The organism is Microbacterium sp. Root322 (genome assembly GCF_001425645.1).
In the GTDB taxonomy this organism is placed as follows: Bacteria; Actinomycetota; Actinomycetes; order Actinomycetales; family Microbacteriaceae; genus Microbacterium; species Microbacterium maritypicum.
This window is the reverse complement of record NZ_LMCS01000001.1, coordinates 611,392-632,083: the sequence shown is the minus strand read 5'-3', so window position 1 is coordinate 632,083 and position 20,692 is coordinate 611,392. Positions and strand designations below refer to the sequence as shown.

The window sequence follows — 20,692 nt, the reverse complement described above, 5'->3', positions numbered from 1 at the left end:
TCAGCGCGGCGCTGTGAGAGACGGTGCCGCCGTCACCTGCGTGTTTCGCCCCTGCGGCGGCTTCGGCCGGGAGACGAGTTGTCCCAACACCAGAGCGCCGAGGGTGAGCACGAACCCGGTGGCCTGCAGCGGCGTGAACCGCTCGCCGGAGATCAGCACGCCCAGGACCGTCGCAACGATGGGGGAGAGCAGGGCCAGAAGGCCCGGGGCGATCACCGGCAGCTGCTGCACACCGCGGAACCACAGCGTGTAGGCGACGATCCCCCCGGCGGTGGCCAGCCACAGGTATCCGAGGGCTGCACCGCCGTCGATCGTCGCCGGCACGCCCTCGACGATCAGCGTGAGCGGCAGCAGCAACAGGCCGCCCGCGCTGAGCTGCCAACCGGCGTAGGACACGGGGCCCACCCCGATGGGACGGCCCCAGCGCTTGGTCAGGATCATCCCGACACCCGTCGCCGTGACGCCCCCGAGGGCAGCCAGGATTCCCCAGAGGTCGAGCTCGGCGGCGGGCCCCAGGACCACCAGAGCCACTCCTCCCGCGCCGACGGCCGCTGCGGCAGCGGTGAGCGGTCGGATCCGTTCGTGCAGTACCAGAGCTCCGAGTGCCAGGACGATGAGCGGCTGTGCACCGGCGACGGCGGCGGCGACGCCTCCCGGGAGTCGCTCGGCGGCGAGGAAGAGCAGCGGGAAGAAGGCGCCGATGTTGAGCGCTCCGAGTGCGAGAGACTTCCACCACCAGGAGCCGTGGGGGAGTCGACGACTGATGAGGACGGCGAGCAGCCCCGCGGGGAGTGAACGGAGGAGCCCCGCGAACAGCGGATGGCCGGCGGGAAGCAGATCTGTGGTGACCAGGTAGGTGGTTCCCCAGGCGATGGGGGCGAGGGCGGTCGACAACACCAGTGTCAGGCGGTTCATGATTCCAGCCTGCGTCCGCCAAGTCGATGAGTCCAACGCATGGTTGTCACGTCATCGATGAACCCACATCATGGAAGCATGGAACTCCAGCAGCTTCGCTATGTCGTGGAAGTCGCCGACACTCTGAGCTTCACCCGAGCGGCCGAGCGGTGCTTCGTCACGCAATCGGCGTTGAGTCACCAGATCGCATCGCTGGAGCGAGAACTCGGTCGTCGATTGTTCGTCCGATCCAGCCGGAGCGTCCGCCTGAGTGAAGCAGGGGCGGCGTTCGTCGCCCACGCGCGCATCGCGCTTCGTGCCGCGGAGGAGGCGAAGGAGGACGCTGCCGCCGCCGACGGCGTCGTGGAGGGCACGCTCCGGATCGGTGTGATCCCGACGGTGACCGCCGTCGATGTGCCTGCGCTGCTCGTCACGTACCGTGCGGCGCATCCTCGGGTGCGAGTGGAACTGCAGGTCGGCAACAGCGACACCCTCACGACGAAGCTCCGCAGCGGCGAACTCGACGTGGCCCTGCTCGGTTTGCGTGAAGGGGTGCCGCCGAAAGGTGTCGCCTCACGCGTGCTCTCTCGTGAACGCCTCGTCGTGGTGTTCCCGCCGGGGCATCCACGGGGCGGCTCGAGTGCTGTGGAACTCTCGGACCTGGCCGGGATGACCTTCGCCGACTTCCCGGCCGGCACCTCCGGCCGTGCGCAGAGCGATGGCGCCTTCCTCGCGGCGGGGCTGAGCCGTGACGTCGCGTTCGAGGCCGATTCAGCGACCCTCATCCTCGGTCTGGTCGAGGCGGGCCTGGCAGTGACCCTTCTCGCACCGGGGACCGTGGCCCGCTCTGCGGCGCACGTGGTCACAGCCCAGGTGCACGGCGGCCCGGTGCGCGTGGAGTACCTCGCTTGGGACGCTGCGGCAGCGCGTCAGGTCGCTCGAGCATTCGTCGCGGTCGTGGATGCCCTCGTGGATGCCCCCGCATACGACGAGGCGGGTCCGGAGATGAACTCCGAACCCGCCTCGCACTGAAGACGACTACTTCACGTCGTCGTCGACCCAGTCCATCGACTTCGTGATCGCCTTGCGCCACAGACGAAGCTGACGGTCGCGTTCGGCTTCCTCCATCGACGGCTCCCAGCGCTTGTCCTCCTGCCAGTTGGCAGAGAGGTCGTCCAGACCGTTCCAGAACCCGACCGCGAGTCCCGCGGCGTAGGCCGCACCGAGTGCCGTGGTCTCGGCGACGACCGGCCGAACGACCGGAACACCGAGGACATCCGCCTGGAACTGCATGAGCGCGTCGTTCGCGACCATGCCGCCGTCGACCTTGAGCTCGGTGAGGTCCACGCCGGCGTCCGCGTTCACGGCGTCCAGCACATCACGAGTCTGGAAGGCGACGGCCTCGAGCGCTGCGCGAGCGATGTGGTTCTTGTTCGCGTAGCGGGTGAGACCGACGATCGCGCCGCGGGCGTCCGGACGCCAGTACGGAGCGAACAGACCCGAGAATGCGGGCACGATGTACACGCCGCCGTTGTCCTCGACCTTCTCGGCCAGCTCCTCGACCTCGGGGGCCGACGAGATGATGCCGAGCTGGTCGCGCAGCCACTGGATCAGGGATCCGGTGACCGCGATGGAGCCCTCGAGCGCGTAGTGCGTCGGCTGGTCGCCGAGCTTGTAGCCGACGGTCGTGAGCAGCCCGTTCTTCGAGTGGACGATCTCCTCGCCCGTGTTGAAGATCAGGAAGCAGCCGGTGCCGTAGGTGTTCTTGCTCTCGCCCTTCTGGAACGCCGCCTGACCGAACGTCGCCGCCTGCTGGTCACCCAGGATGCCGGCGATCGGGGTCTCGCGCAGCAGGGAGGAGTCCTCCGCGGCACCGTAGACCTCTGAGGAGGAGCGGATCTCCGGCATCATCGAGCGCGGCACGCCGAACGCATCGAGGATGTCGTCGCGCCACTCGAGCGTCTCAAGGTCCATGAACATCGTCCGCGAGGCGTTGGTGACGTCGGTCACGTGCACACCGCCGTCGACACCGCCGGTGAGGTTCCACAGCACCCAGCTGTCGGTGGTGCCGAAGATCAGGTCACCGGCTTCGGCCTTCTCGCGTGCGCCGTCGACGTTCTCCAGGATCCAGGCGATCTTGGTACCAGAGAAGTACGTCGCGAGCGGCAGTCCGACGACGGGCTTGAACCGCTCGACTCCACCGTCCGCAGCCAGACGGTCGACGATGTCCTGCGTGCGCGTGTCCTGCCACACGATCGCGTTGTAGGCGGGCTTTCCCGTGGTCTTGTCCCACACCACCGCGGTCTCGCGCTGGTTGGTGATGCCCACCGCCGCGATGTCGTGACGGGTGAGGTCGGCCCGGCTGAGGGCCAGACCGATGACCTCCTGGACGTTGCGCCAGATCTCGGAGGCGTCGTGCTCGACCCAGCCGGCCTTCGGCAGGATCTGCTCGTGCTCCTTCTGACCCGTCGCGATGATGCTGCCCTTCTTGTCGAAGATGATCGCGCGGCTCGAAGTCGTTCCCTGGTCGATGGCGAGGATGTAGTCAGCCATTGTGTTCTCCTTTGAATTCAGGTCGTTCAGGCGAGGTGCAGCAGGACGGGCGCTGCGGCGGCGGCGAGTGCACCACCGATGAACGGACCGACCACCGGCACCCACGAGTAGGACCAGTCGCTGGAGCCCTTGCCCTTGATCGGGAGGATCGCGTGAGCGATGCGCGGACCGAGGTCACGAGCGGGGTTGATCGCGTAGCCGGTCGGACCACCGAGGGAGGCGCCGATCGCGACCACGAGGAGCGCGACGGGAAGCGCGGTGAGCGGTCCGAGGCCTCCGGGCGTGCCGACCTCGATGTCGCCGTAGTCGGCGAACGCGAAGATCACGAAAACGAGAACGAAGGTGCCGATGATCTCGGTGACGAGGTTCCAGCCGTAGGAACGGATCGCGGGGCCGGTGGAGAAGACGCCGAGCTTGTTGGCGGCCTCCGGCTCCTCATCGAAGTGCTGCTTGTACGCGAGCCATACGACGATCGCACCGAGGATCGCTCCGACGAGCTCCGCGGCCGTGGCCGTGAGGAACATGACGAAGCTGATCTTGCCAGCCAGCAGAAGGCCGATACCGACGGCCGGGTTGAGGATCGCACCGGAGTACGCGGAGACGAGCACACCGGCGAAGACCGCGAGGCCCCATCCCCAGTTGACCATCAGGAAGCCGCCGCCGAAACCCTTGTTCTTGGCGAGGGCGACGTTGGCGACGACACCACATCCGAGCAGGACCAGCATCGCTGTGCCGACCAACTCGGAGAGGAAGTAGAGACCGAGATTCACATCAGCCATGTCTTCTTTGACCTTTCTTGTGTGTCGGGGCCCCTCTGCCCCGACACGTTATGGGAGTTGCGCCGCGAGGAGGGCGGCAGTCCGAGACCCCGTCAGCCGCGGGTGCGGGACGGGATATCGAGTCCGTGTCGTTCGTTCAGCAACTGGCGTGTCTGATCGAGCTCGGCGTCGTGGCGCGAGCGATCCCAACCGAGCATCGGCGCGAGGGCGTCGGCGATCTCGTCGAGGACCTCTGCGTTCGCGCCGCCGGTGAAGGCGATGCTGGTGCGACGGAGCACGACGTCTTCCAGGCGTGCCACCATCTCGTTCTGCGCCATCCACTCGAGTTCGCGCGTAGAGAGGTCGCCGCCGGCGAGCGGTGCGTCCGTGCCCTGCTCGACATACTCCCAGACCTGAGCGGCGCGGGTACCGTAGCGGGCGAGAAGCTGATCGGCGCGAGCCCCGGCTCCGGGCAGGTTCTCCTGGATCCAGATACGCTTGGCCTTCTCGGTGCGCGGGAATTCGCGACCGCCGCCGATGGCCCGTCCAGCGGTGGAGACGGTCCTGGTGCGCTCGATGAGACCGAGCACGACGTCGGACAGCGACTCACCGAGGGCGCGGAACGTGGTCCACTTGCCGCCGACCAGGCTGACGAGAGGGACAGCGCCCTTGTCGTCGACCTCGATGCGGTAGTCACGGGAGACGAAGCCGGGAGCGGTGTCCTCGTGGCGCGGGAGCGGGCGGATGCCGGAGAACTTGTAGACGATCTGGTCACGGGCCACGGGAATCGTCGGGAACACGTGATGGATCAGGTCGAAGAAGTAGTCGACCTCCTCCTCGGTGCACACGGGGACCTCGCGAGGGTCGGCGTCGATGTCGGTGGTGCCGACCAGGACGCGCCCCTTGAGCGGGTAGATGAGCACGATGCGCCCGTCGGAGTGCTCGAAGAAGATCTCGCGTCCCTGCGTCGCCTCGAGCAGCTCGGGGTGATCGAGGACGATGTGCGACCCCTTGGTGCCGCCCATGAAGCGCGTGTCGGTGCCCAGCGCATCGTTGGTCAGGTCGGTCCAGGGGCCGGAGGCGTTCACGACCACGTCGGCCTGCACGCTGAACTCCGTGCCGCTCTCGCGGTCGCGGAGCACGACCTTGTCGCCGTCACGGGCGATGGCCTCGACGTAGTTGAGGGCATGCGCTCCGGGGTGCGCCGTGCGCCCGTCCTGCAGGACGTCGAGGGCGAGCCGCTCCGGGTCGTGCATCGAGGCGTCGTAGTAGGTCGCCGTGTACTTGATCTTCGGGTCGAGCGACGGCAGCTCGGCGAGAGACTTCTTGCGGCCGAGGAAGCGATGCCGGGGAACCATCCCGCCGTCACGCGAGAAGGTGTCGTAGATGGTCAGGCCCACCTTGATCAGGAAGGCCCCGCGCTCCTGGGGCTTGCCGCTCTTGTGCGTCAGGAACCGCAGGGGAGCGGAGAGGATGCCCGAGAAGGTCGAGTAGATCGGGATCGTCGTCTGCAGCGGCTTGACGTAGTGCGGGGCGATCTTGAGAAGCCCGTTGCGCTCCTCGACCGACTCGCGCACCAGGCGGAACTCACCGTTCTCGAGGTAGCGGATGCCACCGTGGATCATGTGGCTCGACGCGGCGGATGCCCCGGAGGCGAAGTCCCCCCGCTCGACCAGCACGACATCGACGCCCTGGAGTGCCAGGTCGCGGAAGGTGGAGATGCCGTTGATCCCACCACCGATGACGAGGACGCTGGTGCGTCCGGATTCACGGACGGCGCGGATCTCTGCGCGCTCCGCTGACGAGTGTGTCGAATCGATCATCGTCGACCCTCTCTTCCTTACTTGCCAACCAGCATCGACCTGTGTGGCATCCCGCGCAAGCCCACTGCACATATGTGCAAGGATCGGGGTGGAGGAGGATGTCATGGTCGGTGCAAGTGCGGAATCCCGCGACAGCAAGCTGATCGCGGCGCTCACCGCCGCGCAGCTCTACTACATGCAGGACAAGACGATGGAGGTCATCGCGAAGGAGCTCGGCACCTCGCGGTCCTCGGTCTCGCGTCTTCTGAGCTTCGCGCGGGAGAGCGGTCTGGTGGATATCCGGATCAATTCACCCCTGGAGCGTCTGGGCATGCTCGAGCACAGGATCCGCGATCGGCATCGCGTCGCCGCTCACGTCGTCCCGATGCCGGAGATCCTCAGCGAGGTCGAGCGGCTCGAGCGCGTCGCGCTGACCGCCGGACGTCTGCTGTCGCAGTTCGTCGACTCGAACATGGTCATCGGCGTCGCATGGGGATCGACCATCAGCGCTGTGAGCCGCGGACTCACGCAGAAGGAGACCCACAACACCACCTTCGTGCAGCTCAACGGCGCCGGCAATACCCAGACGACGGGAGTCGAGTACTCCAGCGACATCCTGCAGCGGTTCGGCAGCGCCTTCGGCGCGCAGGTGCAGCAGTTCCCGGTTCCGGCATTCTTCGACGACCCCGCCACGCGTGAGGCGATGTGGCGGGAGCGGAGCACACGCCGTGTTCTCGACCTGCAGGCGAAGATGGACGTCGCGGTGTTCAGCCTCGGCTCTCCCGCCGCCGAAGTACCGAGCCGGGTCTATGTCGGCGGATATCTCGGGCGCGACGACTACCGCAGCCTGCGGGAGGATCACGCGATCGGCGACGTCGCGACGGTGTTCTTCCGCTCCGACGGGTCGTGGCGGGACATCCGGGTCAACGCGAGGGCCACGGGGCCCGGTCTGGACCGTCTCCGCCGAGTTCCGCGTCGCGTGTGCGTCGTGTCCGGGATACCGAAGTTGGTCAGTCTTCGCGCGGCCCTGGCCGCGGGACTCATCACGGACGTGGTCCTGGATGAGGGTCTCGCCAGGCGCCTCGTCGAGGACTGATCACTGCACCGGCTACGGCTCCTCCGTGGAGGATTCGGGTCCTGAGCGGAACTCGCGGATCAGATGCTGTACCACCGCCGAGAGTTCGCCACCAGCCGCATCCGCGACCGCCAGCTGACGCGCATAGCTCGCCCCGCCGTCGAGGATCGTGGCGATGCCGCCGAACTCCCGACCGCAACCGAGCTCGACGGCGGTCGGGGTGAGGGCTTCGAGTGTCTCCGCGAGATGCTCGCGCACAGGGCGCTGGGTGCCGGCCGCATCGACGATCACCCTCGCCTCCAGCCCGTAGCGCGCCGCGCGCCACTTGTTCTCGCGATGGAACCAGGCGGGAAGCTCCGGAAGGGTCTTGCCCTCGTCGAGCTGGCGTGAGAAGTCCTCGACGAGGACCTGCACGAGCGCCGCGACCGAGGCGAGCTCCGGCAGCGTGGAGAGTCCGTCACACGCGCGGACCTCGATCGTCCCCCAGCGAGGTGCCGGGCGGATGTCCCAGCGCACCTCGGTGGCATCCGCCATCACGCCGGTGCGCACCATGTCGTCGAGGTATGACTCGTACTGCGACCAGTCGTGCAGGGGCCACGGGAGTCCCGCGGTCGGCAGCTGCTGGAACACCAGCGCGCGGTTGGAGGCGTAGCCGGTGCGCTCGCCCGCCCAGAACGGGCTCGAGGCGGCGAGCGATTGCAGATGGGGGAGGAACCCGGCGAGAGCGTTGATGATGGGGAACACCTTGCGCTGGTCCTCGACGCCGATGTGGACGTGGATTCCCCAGATCATCATGTTCCGCCCCCACCACTGGGTGCGCTCTATCAGGGTGTGGTATCGCGACTTGTCGGTGACCTGCTGGTCGAACCACTGCGCGAATGGGTGGCTTCCCGCCGAGAGCAGCTCGACTCCTGCCGGGTCGGTCGCCGCACGCACCGCGGTGATGGCGTTCGCGATGTCGTCGACCGCATGGGCGACCGAGTCGCCGATGCCGCTCGTGACCTCGATCGTGTTCGTGAGCAGTTCGCCCGTGACCGTGTGGCGCTCATCGGCGCTCTCGGCTTCGAGCGCTGCGAGCAGTTCGGGCGCACGTCCGACGAGATCACCGGTCGCGGGATCCGCGAGCATGATCTCCCATTCGAGGCCGACGGTGGACCGGGCCGAGGAGGCGAACTCGAGCTTCACCCGCACAGTCTGGCACGGGCGAGGCGCGACACGGCAACGGTCGTTTCGCCACGTTTCGCGCCTGGCGCGCGCTTCTGGCAGAATAGAGGGTCGGACGACCTGCTCGACCCTCTATCCAGCAGGTGTCCACACTCATTTGAGCTTCCGCCGGGTGTGCACCCCACTCTCCAGGCGATCAGTTCGTTTCCTTCCACACAATTCAGGAGAATCGTGGCTGTCAAGATTCGTCTCAAGCGCCTGGGCAAGATCCGTGCGCCGTACTACCGCATCGTCGTCGCCGACTCGAAGACCAAGCGCGATGGTCGCGTGATCGAGGAGATCGGCAAGTACCACCCCACCGAGGAGCCCTCGTTCATCGAGGTCGACTCCGAGCGTGCGCAGTACTGGCTCTCCGTCGGCGCGCAGCCGACCGAGCAGGTCGCCGCCATCCTCAAGATCACGGGCGACTGGGGCAAGTTCAAGGGCGACAAGGACGCCAAGTCCACGCTCAAGGTCAAGGAGCCCAAGGTTCCGTTCGAGATCGACGCCGCCAAGAAGTCCGTCGTGAAGCCCAAGGCCGAGAAGAAGGTGGAGGCCCCCGCTGAGGAGGCTCCCGCCGCTGCCGAGGCCGACGCGGCTCCCGCCGCCGACGCAGAGTAATCCGTCGTGCTCGCCGCCGCGCTCGAACACATCGTCAAGGGGATCGTCGATCACCCGGAGGATGTCCGTATCAACGAGTCCACATCGCCGCGAGGCGACCTCCTCGAGGTGCGTGTGCACCCCGATGACCGTGGACGCGTGATCGGGCGCGGCGGCCGCACCGCGAAGGCCCTTCGCACCCTCGTCAGCGCACTCGCTGACGGGCGTCGGGTCCGTGTCGATGTCGCGGACGACTGACGTGGTGGCGAAGGACCGCAACCAGGGCAAGAACCAGCTGCGTGTCGGGCGCCTCGTCAAGGCGCACGGACTCAAAGGCGGGCTCAAGCTCGAGCTGTACACCGACAACCCCGAGGGACGATTCGTCCCCGGTGCCGGTTTCACGTTGCAGGTGCCAGAGGCATCTCCGTGGCACGGCAAGGAGATCACGGTGCGCGAGTACCGGGTCATGAACGGCAATCCCGTCGTCTTCTTCGACGACGTCGAGGATCGCGACGCCGCAGACAGCCTCGTCAGGGCGATCCTCTGGATCGACCAGGACGTCGACGAGGTCGAGGACGATGCGTGGTTCGACCACCAGCTCGTCGGCCTCGATGTCGTGCGCGACGACACCGTCGTCGGCCGGGTCGTACGCGTGGAGCACTTTCCCGCGCAGGACCTCCTCATCGTCAAGGCCGGGGAGAACGAGGTCATGGTGCCGTTCGTCTCCGCCATCGTCCCGACGGTCGACGTCCAGGCAGGGCGCGTCATCGTGACCCCGCCCCCCGGACTCTTCGAAGAGCTTCCTGATGCTGCGGACGCGGAGCCGCAGACGCCCTCGGACGCCGAAGCGGCCGAGTGAGCGCTGATACGGTTCCCCCGTGCGCATCGACGTCCTCTCCATCTTCCCGTCCTACTTCGACGGCCTGACGCTCTCCCTGCTCGGGAAGGCCCAGGAATCCGGCCTGATCGACCTCCGTGTCCGGGATCTTCGGGACTGGACCTCGGATCGGCACCGCACGGTCGACGACACCCCCTACGGCGGCGGCGCCGGCATGGTGATGAAGCCCGAGCCGTGGGGTCTCGCCCTCGATGAGATCGCCGGGTCGTCCGAGGGAGCGCCCACCGAGCGACCCACCATCATCTTCCCGTCGCCCGCTGGTGAGGTGTTCACGCAGAAGACCGCGCGAGCGTTGGCGACCCGGGAGCACCTCGTCTTCGGTTGTGGCCGTTACGAGGGCATCGACGAGCGGGTGTTCGAGTACGCCTCGGACCTGGGCGAGGTGCGACTGATCAGCCTCGGCGACTACGTCCTCAACGGGGGAGAGGTCGCGACGATGGCGATGATCGAGGCCATCGGCCGGCTCATCCCCGGGGTCGTCGGCAACCCGGAGAGCCTGGTCGAGGAGTCGCACGAAGACGGTCTTCTGGAGTACCCCTCGTACACGAAGCCCGCATCGTGGCGAGAGCGTTCCGTGCCGGATGTGCTCCTGAGCGGGAACCATGGCGCGATCGCCTCCTGGCGTCGCGAGCAGCAGATCGAGCGCACGAAGCGGCGTCGTCCCGATCTCCTGCCCGGTGACGAGACGTCCCCTGTCTGATCGAAGCCGAGAGCCGATTCCGTCACCCGGAAGGCGTCAGAGCATCCGCTCCGAGCCGCCGTCGATCTCGAAGACCACGCCGTGCGGATGCCGGAGTCCGAGGGCGTTCGATGCGTCGAGGCCCCGCAGTTCCGCCCGCAGCATCCGTCCGATCATCTCGTGGCTCACGAGCAGCGGCGCACCCTCCGAAGCCCACCCGCAGGCACTGAGTGCCTTTCGCGCCCGTGCCCTGGCCTGCGCATAGCTCTCCCCGCCGGGAAACGCCCAGCCGTAGCGATTCGCGGCCCGCTCTTCTCTCGCCGTCGGGTACGCCGCCTCTATCTCGTCCCAGGTCATGCCCGCCAGCTCCCCGTGGTCCAGCTCCGCGAGCTCGGGGACTTCGATCAGCTGCGCTCCGACCCGCTCGGCGATGATGATAGCGGTCTGCATCGCCCTGCCGAGAGGGCTGGAGCACACGGTGAGGACCCCGCGGCCCGCGAGGAGGTCCGCGATGGCATGCGACTGTGCGACGCCCTCGTCGGTGAGGGGCGAGTCGAGCTGACCCTGCAGGCGATGTTCGACGTTCCACACCGTCTGACCGTGCCGAGCGAGCAGCAGACGCTCCGGCACATGACGATCCTGCGGAATCATGGACTCAGGATGGCATACCGCGCCCCTTCCGGTCTCGCGGTGTCGCAACGCGCCGCTGATAGCGTCGAGCCATGCCTGAACAGGCGCTCGCCCGGTCGTTCGAGAGCATCGGCGACGATTACGACCGATACCGTCCCGGCTTTCCCTATGCGGCGGCAACGGTGATCGTGCCGGCCGCCGTGGATGCGGCGTTGGATCTGGGCGCAGGTACGGGCAAGTTCACCCGACTGCTCGTCGCTCGCGCACGACGCACCTGCGCCGTTGAACCGTCGGAGCGCATGCTCGACGTTCTGAGGTCCACCCTCCCCGGCGTGGAGGCGTTGGTCGGCACCGCCGAGCGCATCCCTCTGGTGGATGCGTCCGTTCAGGTGGTCACCGTCGCCCAGGCCTTCCATTGGTTCGACCGGGGCCCGGCGTGTGCCGAGATCTCACGCGTGCTGGTCCCCGGAGGAACACTCGGGCTGCTGTGGAACCGCGCGGATCCGGAGTGCGCCTGGGACCGGGACTGCCATCACATCGCGCATCCCGCCGCCGCCGACGCCTCGACCGACAGTGCGGACGAGGAGCTTCCCGGATTCGAGCTCGTTCTTCGAACCCAGCTCCGCTGGACGGAGCCCATCTCCCGAGAGCTTTACCTTCGCCGATGGACGACCGTCAGCAGTGTTCTCATCGCCGATGAATCGACGCGCACCCGCATGCTGGGCGACATGGAGACCGTGCTCGACGACTCGGAGCAGACCCGTGAGCGAGACCTGTTCGACCTTCCGCACATCACCGAGATCTACGTCTACCGTCGCGCCTGAGTTCTGCGGATAGGGGAGTGGCGCAGCTCAGTCGACGCCGAGGAACGACCGATCCGTCAGGATGATCGGCCCCTCGTCCGTGATCGCGATGGTGTGCTCCGAGTGCGCTCCGCGGGAGCCGTCAACGCTGCGCAGCGTCCATCCATCGGGGTCGGTGACGAGTTCATCGGTCGTCGCGAGGAACCAGGGCTCGAGCGCGAGAACCAGACCGGACCGCAATGGGAAGCCTCGGCCGGCGCGGCCGTCGTTGGGGACGTGGGGGTCTCCGTGCATCGTGCGTCCGACGCCGTGTCCCCCGAAGTCGGTGTTGATCGAGTACCCCTCACCGTGCGCGACAGCGGCGACGGCTGCGGAGATGTCGCCGATGCGGTTGCCGACCGTGGCGGAGTCGATCGCCGCGGCCAGTGCACGCTCGGTGGTGTCGATGAGCCGGAGGTCCTCTTCGCGCGCTGATCCGACGACGAACGACACCGCGGAGTCGGCGACCCAGCCGTCGACCGCGACCGCGAAGTCGAGGGTGACGAGGTCGCCGTCGCGCAGAGTGTAGTCATGGGGGAGCCCGTGCAGCACCGCGTCGTTGACCGAGGTGCAGATGACCTTGCCGAACGGACTCGCCCCGAAGGAGGGGTGGTAGTCGATGTAGCAGGACTCCGCTCCTGCCTTGCGGATCATGTCGTGTGCGCGGCGATCGATCGAGAGGAGATTCGTCCCGACCTTCGTCTCATCGCGCAGCGTCGCCAGCGTCTCGGCGACGAAGCGTCCTGCTGCGCGCATCTCATCGATCTCGGCAGGGGTGCGCAGTTCGATCATCGGTTGTCCTCTCGTCCTTTCCATTCTCCCTGATCCCACGCCTCGGGATCCCCGACCGCTGTCAGCGAACACCCGGACATGGGAACGGACGGCGTCGTACGATCTGAGCATGTGGTTGCGACAGGCCTTCTTCCGCTGGCTTCTTCCGGCGGCGTTCCTGCTGCCGCTGTGGCTTCTCATCGGGTGGGGCGTCTTCCAGGGAGGATGGTCGATCCTCTGGGTGCTGCTGATCGCGATGCCCTCGGTCTTCCTCGGCCAGCTTCTGCTCACCCTCCTGACGCGCTCGCGTCCCTCGGTCCGCATCGAACGGGCGGTCTCCTGGTGGGACGTCGCGGGATTCACGGTCTGGAACGGGTTGACGATCGCCGTCGGGTTCTTCATCGACGGGGCGTTCCCATGGTTGCTCACGGGTGCCATCGTCGCCGGTATCGCCCTGATCTGGTTGCAGCTGTGGCAGCTGTGGAACGAGGCGAAGGGGAGCGGAGCGCGTCTGCGAGAGACCATCACCTGGTCGACGATTCCGACGGTGGATGAGCCGGCACCGCCCACGCGTGCCCACGAGGTCATCGTGGTGCGGGAGACCGATAGTCGCGACTGACGTCGGCGTTTTGGCCGGGCGTCGCATCCATGGCAGAATGAGTGTTTGTGCTGTGACCGGTTCTGCCACAGGGGAGCCCGCGGACGCTTGAGCGCCGTACAGTTCAATCCTTTTCTTGTTCCTTTGAATACATGCATGCGACCTGTGGCGGGTGCAGAGAGAGACGATCATGCAGATCCTCGACGCCGTCGATGCGGCTTCCCTCCGTTCGGACATCCCGGACTTCTTCCCCGGCGACACCGTCAAGGTGCACGTCAACATCACCGAGGGCAGCCGCTCTCGTATCCAGGTCTTCCAGGGCGTCGTCATCGGCCGTCAGGGCGACAGCGTGCGCGAGACCTTCACGGTCCGCAAGATCAGCTTCCAGGTCGGCGTCGAGCGTACCTTCCCGGTGCACTCCCCGGTGATCGACCACATCGAGGTCGTCACCCGCGGTGACGTGCGTCGCGCGAAGCTCTACTACCTCCGCCAGCTGCGCGGCAAGAAGGCGAAGATCAAGGAGAAGCGCGACCGCTGAGTCGCAGCATCTCCACGGCACCCCGGGACACGATGTCCCGGGGTGCTTTGTTCTCCCTGCGGTGTGCGAACCTAGATACCGTCGCCGCACGACGGTGCTTGATCGTGAAGGAACCTGATGACTGAATCCCCGTCCGCGCCCACGTCCAGAAGACGTCGCGGGTTCCTGGTCTTCCTTCGTGACGTCCTGGTGATCGTCGTGATCGCCGCGCTGGTCTCCTTCGTCGTCAAGAGTTTCGTCGTCCGTTCGTTCTACATCCCCTCCGCGTCGATGGAACGCACGCTGCTGATCAACGACCGCATCCTGGTCGACGAGCTCACGCCCCGCTGGACGGATTACGAGAGGGGCGACGTCGTCGTCTTCAAGGACCCGGGCGGGTGGCTCGACGGGCAGCCGCAGACCCCTGCGCAGCCGCCGCTGGTCGAAGCTGTCGACTGGGTGCTGAATTTCGTGGGCATCTCCGCCACCGACTCGCAGGACCATCTCGTCAAACGCGTGATCGGTCTGCCCGGCGATCATGTCGTCTGCTGCAACGCGCTCGGTCAGATCACCATCAACGGCGCGCCCATCGATGAGCTCAGCTACCTCAACCTCCCGCCCGGCGACACTGCTGCCTCGAACGAGCCCTTCGACGTCGTGGTGCCCGAGGACTCGGTGTGGCTGCTCGGGGACAATCGCGACCGTTCGCGCGACGCCCGCGCGCACCAGGACCTCCCCAGCGGCGGCTTCGTCCCGATGGGGAACATCGTGGGCAAGGCGTTCCTCACGACCTGGCCGTTGGACCGGCTGGGGTCGATCGACGGTCATCACGAGATCTTCAACGGCGTTCCGGCTCCGGAATGACCGTCGTCGCGCCGAAGCTGACTCTCGAGCGCCGGCTCCTCGGCGAGTGCGAGCTGATCATCTCTCTGGACGAGGTCGGTCGGGGTTCACTCGCTGGACCGGTCGCCGTGGGAGCTGCAGTGATGGATGCCGCTGGTGCTCGCCGTCGAGTGCCCGAGGGGCTGCGGGATTCCAAGCTCGTGACGGAGCTGCGCAGGCCCGAGGTCGCTGCGCGCGCGGCGGCGTGGGTGCAGGCGTCCGCTGTCGGGTGGGCGAGCGCGGCGGAGATCGATGAGGTCGGCATCATGCGGGCGCTCGGTCTGGCCGCGTCGCGGGCGGTTCAGGCCGTCGCCGATCAGGGCGCGGCGCTCGACGGTGCTCTCGTCCTGCTCGACGGCAATCACGACTATCTGTCGAAGGTGCATCCCGCCCCGCTCCGGGTGCGTCCGGTGGTCAAGGCCGACCGGGACTGCGCATCGGTCTCGGCGGCATCCGTGATCGCGAAGGTCGCGCGGGACACATACATGACCGAGCTCCACGAGACGCATCCCGCGTATCAGTGGGATCGCAACAAGGGCTACGCCAGCACAGCGCATCGCGACGCGATCCGGACTGTCGGGCTCTCCCCGCACCACAGGGCATCCTGGGCGATCGCGGACGTGCCCACCCTGTTCTGAGCGGATCGCACTGTCCGTGCCCGAGCGGTCGATGACGCGCCGAGGTGCCTGCGACTCTAGGATGGAGACATCATGGATGAGGAAGCCTTCGACGACTACGACCGCGAGCTCGAGCTGGCACTGTTCCGGGAGTACCGGGATGTGGTGTCGCAGTTCCAGTACGTCGTGGAGACCGAACGCCGGTTCTACCTGGCCAACGAAGTCAATGTCGTCCGTCGGGACACCGAGCATGACTTCTACTTCGAGATCTCGATGACCGACGTCTGGGTGTGGGACATCTACCGTGCCGATCGCTTCGTCAAGGCTGTGCGCGTGCTGACGTTCAAGGACGTCAATGTCGAGGAACTGCAGCGCCGGGAGTTCGAGCTCCCGCAGGAGCTCTCCCTCGACGGCGAGTGACGGTTCCTCTCCGCCCGCCGCCTTCGCACGCCCTCCACACGATCTCGGAGAGCTGACTTCTCCCCAGATGCCGCGGAAGCGGCATCGAATCGCTCCTTTCGGAACGCACCCCGCGTGATGCTGGGCACATGGCAGCGAAGGATGAACTCGGAAGAGCAGGCGAAGAGCGCGCCGCACAGCATCTGACGGGCAACGGGTACACCGTGCTCGCGCGGAACTGGCGGTGCGCGCAGGGAGAGATCGACATCGTCGCCGCGCGCGACGGTCATCTCGCTGTGGTCGAGGTCAAGACGCGACGGACGACCGCCTACGGCCACCCGTTCGAGGCGATCGACGCCCGTAAGCGACGTCGGCTGTGGCAACTCGCGCAGGCATGGGTCGCGGAGAATCCGGAAGCCGCCCGCGGTCGACGTGTGCGACTCGAAGCCATAGGCATCATCGGACCGGATCCGTCCTCCGGCGCGCTCGAGCATCTCGTGGACATCGCATGACCACCGCGCGCACCTGGGCGGTCGCTCTCACCGGAGTCGACGGGCATCTGGTCGAGGTCGAGGCCGACATGTCGAATCAGACTCCCGAGTTCCGCATCATCGGGCTGCCGGACAAGTCGCTGGGCGAGGCCGTCCAACGCGTGCACAACGCCTGCAAGAACGCCGGATTGGACCTGCCACGGCGACGACTCACGGTGAACCTCTCACCGGCGAGCCTTCCCAAGCACGGGGCCGGATTCGATCTGGGGATAGCCATGGCCTGTCTCGCCGCCGGCGGATCCATCGAGGCGCGTTCGATCGCCGCGACCGTCCACATCGGCGAGCTCGGCCTCGACGGCAGGATCCGTCCCGTTCCCGGCGTGCTTCCCGCAGTTTTCGCCGCGGCGCGAGCCGGATTCGAGACGGTGATCGTGCCTCGGGGCAACGAAGCCGAGGCGCGGCTGGTTCCCGGCGTCGAGATTCGCGCGGCAGCCTCTCTCGCCGAGGTGGCGGTCTGGCATGGCGCCGATGTCGAGGCGCCCGATGTGGAGGCCGTCGAAATCGCATCGGCCGCGCACAGTCGGGGCGACAGCCTCGACCTGGCCGATGTCGTGGGTCAGGACGACGCTGTGGACGCACTCGTGGTCGCAGCAGCCGGTGGTCATCACATGCTTCTGAGCGGCCCCCCGGGAGCGGGGAAGACGATGCTCGCCCGCAGGCTCCCGGGGATACTGCCCGCGCTCGAGGAACAGGAAGCCCTCGAGGTCGCGTCCGTGCGCTCGCTCAGCGGAGAGGCGGTCGTAGCTCTCGATCCGCTTCCGCCGCTCGAAGCGCCGCATCACAGCGCGTCGGTCGCCGCTCTCGTCGGCGGCGGCTCTCGCACCGCGAGACCGGGAGCGATCGCGCGGGCGCACCGCGGCGTGCTGTTCCTCGATGAAGCTGCCGAGTTCTCGCGCGTCGCGCTCGATGCGCTGAGACAGCCGCTCGAGTCGGGGGTGATCGAGGTGCATCGAGCAGGATTCACCGCCACTTTCCCCGCCCGTTTCCAGTTGCTCCTCGCGATGAACCCCTGCCCGTGTGGGAATCATGGTGTTCGCGGTGCCGAGTGCGTCTGCCCTCCCATGTCGATCAGGCGTTACTCCACTCGGTTGTCCGGACCGCTCCGTGATCGCATCGACATCGATCTGCAGGTGAACCGTGTCGCCGCATCGCGAGCGATGGCGGGCAAGAGAGGCGATCTCTCCACGGCGCAGGCGCGTGATCGTGTCGCTGCCGCTCGGGCGCGGGCAGCCTCCCGATGGAACGGAACCCGCTGGCGTCGTAACGGCGATGTTCCGGGCACGTGGTTGCGACAGGGACCGCACCGGCTGCCTGCGGTGACGCGCTCTCCCCTCGATCGCGCGCTGGAGCGCGGGGCTCTCACGCTCCGTGGCTACGACCGGGTTCTGCGCGTCGCCTGGACGATGGCGGATCTGGCGGAGATCGAGCGGCCGGGCATCGACGAGATCGGACGCGCACTGCACCTTCGACGGGGGCTGCCGCGATGATCGACCTGCTGCTGGCCGAGTCCGAGATCAGCGATCTCGCGCTTCGCATCCATCCGGGGGGGAACCCGGAGGAGTGCATCGCGCGCGCCGTGTGGACGGTGATCGCTGAGCCTGGTGACGCGGTGGCCGGTGCACTGATCCAGTCGGCGGGAGCGGTGGAAGCCCTCGCGCTGGCCGTCGGAGATTCCTCATCGCTGCTCGCACCGGGCGGTGCGAGCGCCGCCGCGTCGCGCGCACTCCGCGAGGGACGCGCTCGATGGCGCACGCGCGCAGACCCCCTTGCGGTGGGCGCTGCTCTGCGCAGCGCCGCCGACGTCGACGCAAAGCTCGTGATCCCCGGTGACGTGGCGTGGCCGGCTGCTCTGGAAGACCTCGGTCCCCACGCTCCGAGCGCGCTCTGGGTGCGAGGTCGTACCGAACTGCTCACCCGCGAACCTCGCGTGTCGATCGTCGGGGCGCGAGCGTCCAGCGGCTACGGCGAACACGTCGCGACAGAACTGGCCGGTGATCTCGCTGCTACCGGGGCGGTGATCGTCTCGGGCGGTGCCTACGGGATCGATGGTGCGGCGCATCGAGCGGCTCTCGGCGTACAGGGTGCGACCATAGCGTTTCTCGCTGGGGGAGTGGATCGTGCCTACCCGGCCGGACATCAGTCGCTCCTGAGACGAATAGCGGAGGAGGGGGCGCTCGTGAGCGAGCCGCCCTGCGGCGCGGCGCCCACGAAGTGGCGGTTTCTTGCGAGGAACCGTCTGATTGCGGCGCTCGGGCACGCGACGGTCGTCGTCGAGGCAGGGTGGCGCAGCGGATCATTGAACACCGCCGGTCACGCGGCTGCTCTCGGTCGCCCTCTGGGCGCTGTCCCCGGGCCTGTGACCTCGGCTTCTTCGGCCGGATGTCATCGTCTCCTGCGCGAGTATGACGCGCAATGCGTCACCTCAGCCCGGGAGGTGAGAGAACTGCTCGGCTCGCTCGACGACGGATACGAGCAGGGAGCGCACGTCCGGGAGTCGAGCCATACCCGTGTTCTCGACGCCCTGGGAACCAGGTCGCGACTGCCGATAGATGAGGTGGCCCGTCGCTCTGGTTTGTCGCCGGATCGCGTCCGGGCGGTGCTCGGCCTCCTGCACCTGGAGGGGGACGTCGCACTCGACGGCGGGGGGTGGTATCGAGCGCCCGCGTCCCCATCGCGCTGATTGCCGGGCATCTCGACGGCGAGGCTGCCTGAGTCATCTGGGGAGCGGTGCAAGCTGGAGTCATGGATCTCGCGACCGCGGTAGACGAGTTCGCCGATCACCTGGAGCGGGTGCGTCGGCTGTCTCCCGCGACCGTGAAGGCCTATCGATCCGACCTGCGCGACCTCGACGCATCGGCAGGGGGTGTCCCGCTCGAAGCCGTCGATTTGGAGGTTCTGCGGGATTGGCTCTGGCGTGCGACGCAGCGGGGTGATGCGCGATCGACGCTGGCGCGGCGGGCGGCCACGGCCCGATCGTTCTTCAGCTGGGCGCAGGAGCGCGCCCTCATCGCCCATGACCCGAGCCTGCGTCTGGTCGCGCCGAAGAAAGGGAGGACGCTCCCGACGGTCGCCTCACGAGACGCGATGTCCGCGCTCCTCGACACACTCCGCGCCGCGGCCGAGGAGGGGGACGCGCTCGCGCTGCGGGACCACGCGATCCTCGAGCTGCTGTACGGCTCCGGTATCCGCGTCTCGGAACTGTGCGGATTGGACATCGACGACCTCGATCTCGATCGCGGCACCGCGCGCGTGCTCGGCAAAGGAGCTAAGGAGCGCGTGGTTCCTTTCGGCTCGCCCGCGCGGGACGCGCTCACCGCGTATCTGACACGCGGAAGGCCGGTTCTCGTGGCCAGGTCGCGGACGTTCACCGCCGCAGTGATCCTCGGAAGCCGGGGGGCGAGAGTGGGACCGCGCACCGTGTACGAACTCGTCGCACGTGAGCTCGCTCCGATCGTCGGCACGGAGACGATCGGCCCTCATGCCTTGCGGCACACCGCTGCCACGCACCTTCTCGACGGTGGAGCCGATCTCCGGGCCGTGCAGGAGATCCTCGGACACGCCAGCCTCGGAACGACGCAGATCTACACACATGTCTCCACCGAGCGGCTGACTGCGACCTATCGGCTCGCCCATCCGCGGGCGTGAGCCGGCGTCTCCCGCGCACCTTCGCTCAGCGTGCGAGGCAACACGGGAGAAGCACGGCGCGAGGGACCTCGCCGAAGAAGAGCATGGGGTTCACGTAGTCGCCGTTGCGTCGAACACCGAGGTGCAGTGCGCCGGGTGAGGTGTGTCCGCCCACGTCGACGAATCCGATCTCCTCGCCGGAGACCACGACGTCACCCGGAACCAAGGGGGAGCGAAGCGGTTCGAATGTGGTCACCAGTCCATTCGCGTGTTCGATGGTGAGGATCGGGCGATCCACCACGGTGCCGCGGAAGGCGACGGTCCCGTCGGCCGGAGCGGACACCACCGCGCCGACGGATGCGCCGAGATCGACTCCGCGATGCCCGGCTCCGTACTCGTGCGCGGGGGCGCGATAGGGCTCCAGTACCAGGCGCGGACCGGCCAACGGCCAGCTCCAGTGGGCCCCGTCGGCGTCGTCCGGCGTCGGGGCTTCGGTCGCGCCGGCGCCGGCCGACGGGGACGAGGCGGCGATGACGAACGCCATCAGCAGTGTGGAGACGGTTCTGGAGGATGCGCGCATGGCAGGAGTCTCGTCGCTCATGCACGGTCGTTCGCGTACGAAGCGACGTCGGGGCCACCTCTGCTGGACAAGTCAGGCAGGCGAGCGTGAGTGCAGGGTCAGTGGACGCGCAATCCTGTATGCTGGGGGAGCACCTCGAAATCGAGGTGACTACGCGTGCCCAAAGCGATTCAGATCGCGGCATCCATTCCCACAGGTCCTGTTCTTCGAGCGGGCGGG

General features: G+C 67.4%; 24 protein-coding genes. 16 read left to right on the top strand and 8 right to left on the bottom strand.

Features of this window, described 5'->3' with window-relative positions; all coding sequences use genetic code 11:
• On the bottom strand, nucleotides 1–915 hold the full coding sequence (locus tag ASC55_RS03035) for an EamA family transporter (RefSeq protein ID WP_055872606.1): 915 nt from the start codon (nucleotides 913–915) through the stop codon (nucleotides 1–3).
• 78 nt (nucleotides 916–993) lie between these two features.
• On the opposite strand from ASC55_RS03035, the gene ASC55_RS03030 reads away from it, so the two are divergent.
• Nucleotides 994–1,926: a LysR family transcriptional regulator gene (locus tag ASC55_RS03030; RefSeq protein ID WP_055868538.1), complete on the top strand. Its 933-nt coding sequence runs from the start codon at nucleotides 994–996 to the stop codon at nucleotides 1,924–1,926.
• Between the two features lie 6 nt (nucleotides 1,927–1,932).
• Here ASC55_RS03030 and glpK read toward each other — a convergent pair whose 3' ends face one another.
• The 3 genes from glpK to ASC55_RS03015 form a co-directional block, all read right to left on the bottom strand.
• Complete coding sequence (glpK, locus tag ASC55_RS03025) at nucleotides 1,933–3,447, bottom strand: glycerol kinase GlpK (RefSeq protein WP_055872603.1); 1,515 nt, start codon at nucleotides 3,445–3,447, stop codon at nucleotides 1,933–1,935.
• Nucleotides 3,448–3,473: 26 nt separating this feature from the next.
• Nucleotides 3,474–4,226, bottom strand: coding sequence for an MIP/aquaporin family protein (locus ASC55_RS03020; protein WP_017830734.1), 753 nt, complete (start codon nucleotides 4,224–4,226; stop codon nucleotides 3,474–3,476).
• Between the two features lie 92 nt (nucleotides 4,227–4,318).
• A complete protein-coding gene (locus ASC55_RS03015) occupies nucleotides 4,319–6,028 on the bottom strand; it encodes a glycerol-3-phosphate dehydrogenase/oxidase (protein WP_055872600.1) in 1,710 nt (569 codons plus the stop codon).
• A 103-nt stretch (nucleotides 6,029–6,131) separates the two neighbouring features.
• Here ASC55_RS03015 and ASC55_RS03010 point away from each other — a divergent pair, with 103 nt between their 5' ends.
• The gene (locus tag ASC55_RS03010) at nucleotides 6,132–7,103 is read left to right on the top strand and encodes a sugar-binding transcriptional regulator (RefSeq protein ID WP_031206185.1); all 972 of its coding nucleotides are present in this window, start codon (nucleotides 6,132–6,134) and stop codon (nucleotides 7,101–7,103) included.
• Nucleotides 7,104–7,115: 12 nt separating this feature from the next.
• Here ASC55_RS03010 and ASC55_RS03005 read toward each other — a convergent pair whose 3' ends face one another.
• Nucleotides 7,116–8,267 (bottom strand): glutamate--cysteine ligase, encoded by a 1,152-nt coding sequence (locus tag ASC55_RS03005; RefSeq protein ID WP_055869166.1) that lies wholly within the window; start codon nucleotides 8,265–8,267, stop codon nucleotides 7,116–7,118.
• 210 nt (nucleotides 8,268–8,477) lie between these two features.
• On the opposite strand from ASC55_RS03005, the gene rpsP reads away from it, so the two are divergent.
• From rpsP to trmD, 4 genes are read left to right on the top strand one after another with little or no spacing between them, the layout of a single operon-like run.
• Complete coding sequence (gene rpsP, locus ASC55_RS03000; protein WP_017830730.1) at nucleotides 8,478–8,906, top strand: 30S ribosomal protein S16; 429 nt, start codon at nucleotides 8,478–8,480, stop codon at nucleotides 8,904–8,906.
• 6 nt (nucleotides 8,907–8,912) lie between these two features.
• The gene (locus ASC55_RS02995) at nucleotides 8,913–9,143 is read left to right on the top strand and encodes an RNA-binding protein (protein ID WP_017830729.1); all 231 of its coding nucleotides are present in this window, start codon (nucleotides 8,913–8,915) and stop codon (nucleotides 9,141–9,143) included.
• Complete coding sequence (rimM, locus tag ASC55_RS02990; protein WP_051056604.1) at nucleotides 9,127–9,744, top strand: ribosome maturation factor RimM; 618 nt, start codon at nucleotides 9,127–9,129, stop codon at nucleotides 9,742–9,744. The genes ASC55_RS02995 and rimM overlap by 17 nt, the downstream gene beginning before the upstream one ends.
• Nucleotides 9,745–9,763: 19 nt before the next feature.
• Nucleotides 9,764–10,483: a tRNA (guanosine(37)-N1)-methyltransferase TrmD gene (trmD, locus tag ASC55_RS02985; protein WP_055868531.1), complete on the top strand. Its 720-nt coding sequence runs from the start codon at nucleotides 9,764–9,766 to the stop codon at nucleotides 10,481–10,483.
• A 36-nt stretch (nucleotides 10,484–10,519) separates the two neighbouring features.
• On the opposite strand, the gene ASC55_RS02980 is transcribed toward trmD, so the two are convergent.
• Nucleotides 10,520–11,113, bottom strand: a complete 594-nt coding sequence (locus tag ASC55_RS02980; protein ID WP_235563075.1) for a histidine phosphatase family protein — start codon at nucleotides 11,111–11,113, stop codon at nucleotides 10,520–10,522.
• 71 nt (nucleotides 11,114–11,184) lie between these two features.
• Here ASC55_RS02980 and ASC55_RS02975 point away from each other — a divergent pair, with 71 nt between their 5' ends.
• Nucleotides 11,185–11,916, top strand: a complete 732-nt coding sequence (locus tag ASC55_RS02975; protein ID WP_055872597.1) for a class I SAM-dependent methyltransferase — start codon at nucleotides 11,185–11,187, stop codon at nucleotides 11,914–11,916.
• 27 nt (nucleotides 11,917–11,943) lie between these two features.
• Here the strand turns inward: ASC55_RS02975 and map are convergent, their stop codons facing one another.
• Nucleotides 11,944–12,726, bottom strand: coding sequence for a type I methionyl aminopeptidase (map, locus tag ASC55_RS02970; RefSeq protein WP_055872595.1), 783 nt, complete (start codon nucleotides 12,724–12,726; stop codon nucleotides 11,944–11,946).
• A gap of 109 nt (nucleotides 12,727–12,835) precedes the next feature.
• Between map and ASC55_RS02965 the strand changes: the two genes are divergently transcribed.
• The 9 genes from ASC55_RS02965 to ASC55_RS02925 all read left to right on the top strand — a co-directional run bounded on the left by ASC55_RS02965 (nucleotide 12,836) and on the right by ASC55_RS02925 (nucleotide 19,914).
• Nucleotides 12,836–13,324 (top strand): hypothetical protein, encoded by a 489-nt coding sequence (locus tag ASC55_RS02965; RefSeq protein ID WP_055868516.1) that lies wholly within the window; start codon nucleotides 12,836–12,838, stop codon nucleotides 13,322–13,324.
• A gap of 169 nt (nucleotides 13,325–13,493) precedes the next feature.
• On the top strand, nucleotides 13,494–13,841 hold the full coding sequence (gene rplS / locus ASC55_RS02960) for a 50S ribosomal protein L19 (protein WP_017830722.1): 348 nt from the start codon (nucleotides 13,494–13,496) through the stop codon (nucleotides 13,839–13,841).
• Nucleotides 13,842–13,958: 117 nt separating this feature from the next.
• The gene (gene lepB / locus ASC55_RS02955; protein WP_055872593.1) at nucleotides 13,959–14,684 is read left to right on the top strand and encodes a signal peptidase I; all 726 of its coding nucleotides are present in this window, start codon (nucleotides 13,959–13,961) and stop codon (nucleotides 14,682–14,684) included.
• Entirely contained in the window at nucleotides 14,681–15,340 is a 660-nt protein-coding gene (locus ASC55_RS02950) for a ribonuclease HII (protein WP_055872591.1), read from the top strand. Before lepB ends, ASC55_RS02950 begins: the two co-directional genes overlap by 4 nt.
• Before the next feature lie 72 nt (nucleotides 15,341–15,412).
• Nucleotides 15,413–15,739, top strand: a complete 327-nt coding sequence (locus ASC55_RS02945; protein ID WP_017830719.1) for a DUF2469 family protein — start codon at nucleotides 15,413–15,415, stop codon at nucleotides 15,737–15,739.
• A 128-nt stretch (nucleotides 15,740–15,867) separates the two neighbouring features.
• The gene (locus tag ASC55_RS02940) at nucleotides 15,868–16,230 is read left to right on the top strand and encodes a YraN family protein (RefSeq protein WP_055868506.1); all 363 of its coding nucleotides are present in this window, start codon (nucleotides 15,868–15,870) and stop codon (nucleotides 16,228–16,230) included.
• On the top strand, nucleotides 16,227–17,756 hold the full coding sequence (locus ASC55_RS02935; protein ID WP_055872590.1) for a YifB family Mg chelatase-like AAA ATPase: 1,530 nt from the start codon (nucleotides 16,227–16,229) through the stop codon (nucleotides 17,754–17,756). Before ASC55_RS02940 ends, ASC55_RS02935 begins: the two co-directional genes overlap by 4 nt.
• On the top strand, nucleotides 17,753–18,949 hold the full coding sequence (dprA, locus tag ASC55_RS02930) for a DNA-processing protein DprA (RefSeq protein ID WP_055872588.1): 1,197 nt from the start codon (nucleotides 17,753–17,755) through the stop codon (nucleotides 18,947–18,949). The genes ASC55_RS02935 and dprA overlap by 4 nt, the downstream gene beginning before the upstream one ends.
• A gap of 62 nt (nucleotides 18,950–19,011) precedes the next feature.
• On the top strand, nucleotides 19,012–19,914 hold the full coding sequence (locus tag ASC55_RS02925) for a tyrosine recombinase XerC (RefSeq protein WP_055872586.1): 903 nt from the start codon (nucleotides 19,012–19,014) through the stop codon (nucleotides 19,912–19,914).
• Nucleotides 19,915–19,939: 25 nt separating this feature from the next.
• Here ASC55_RS02925 and ASC55_RS02920 read toward each other — a convergent pair whose 3' ends face one another.
• The gene (locus ASC55_RS02920) at nucleotides 19,940–20,473 is read right to left on the bottom strand and encodes a murein hydrolase activator EnvC family protein (protein ID WP_055869165.1); all 534 of its coding nucleotides are present in this window, start codon (nucleotides 20,471–20,473) and stop codon (nucleotides 19,940–19,942) included.
• Between the last annotated feature and the right edge of the window lie 219 nt (nucleotides 20,474–20,692).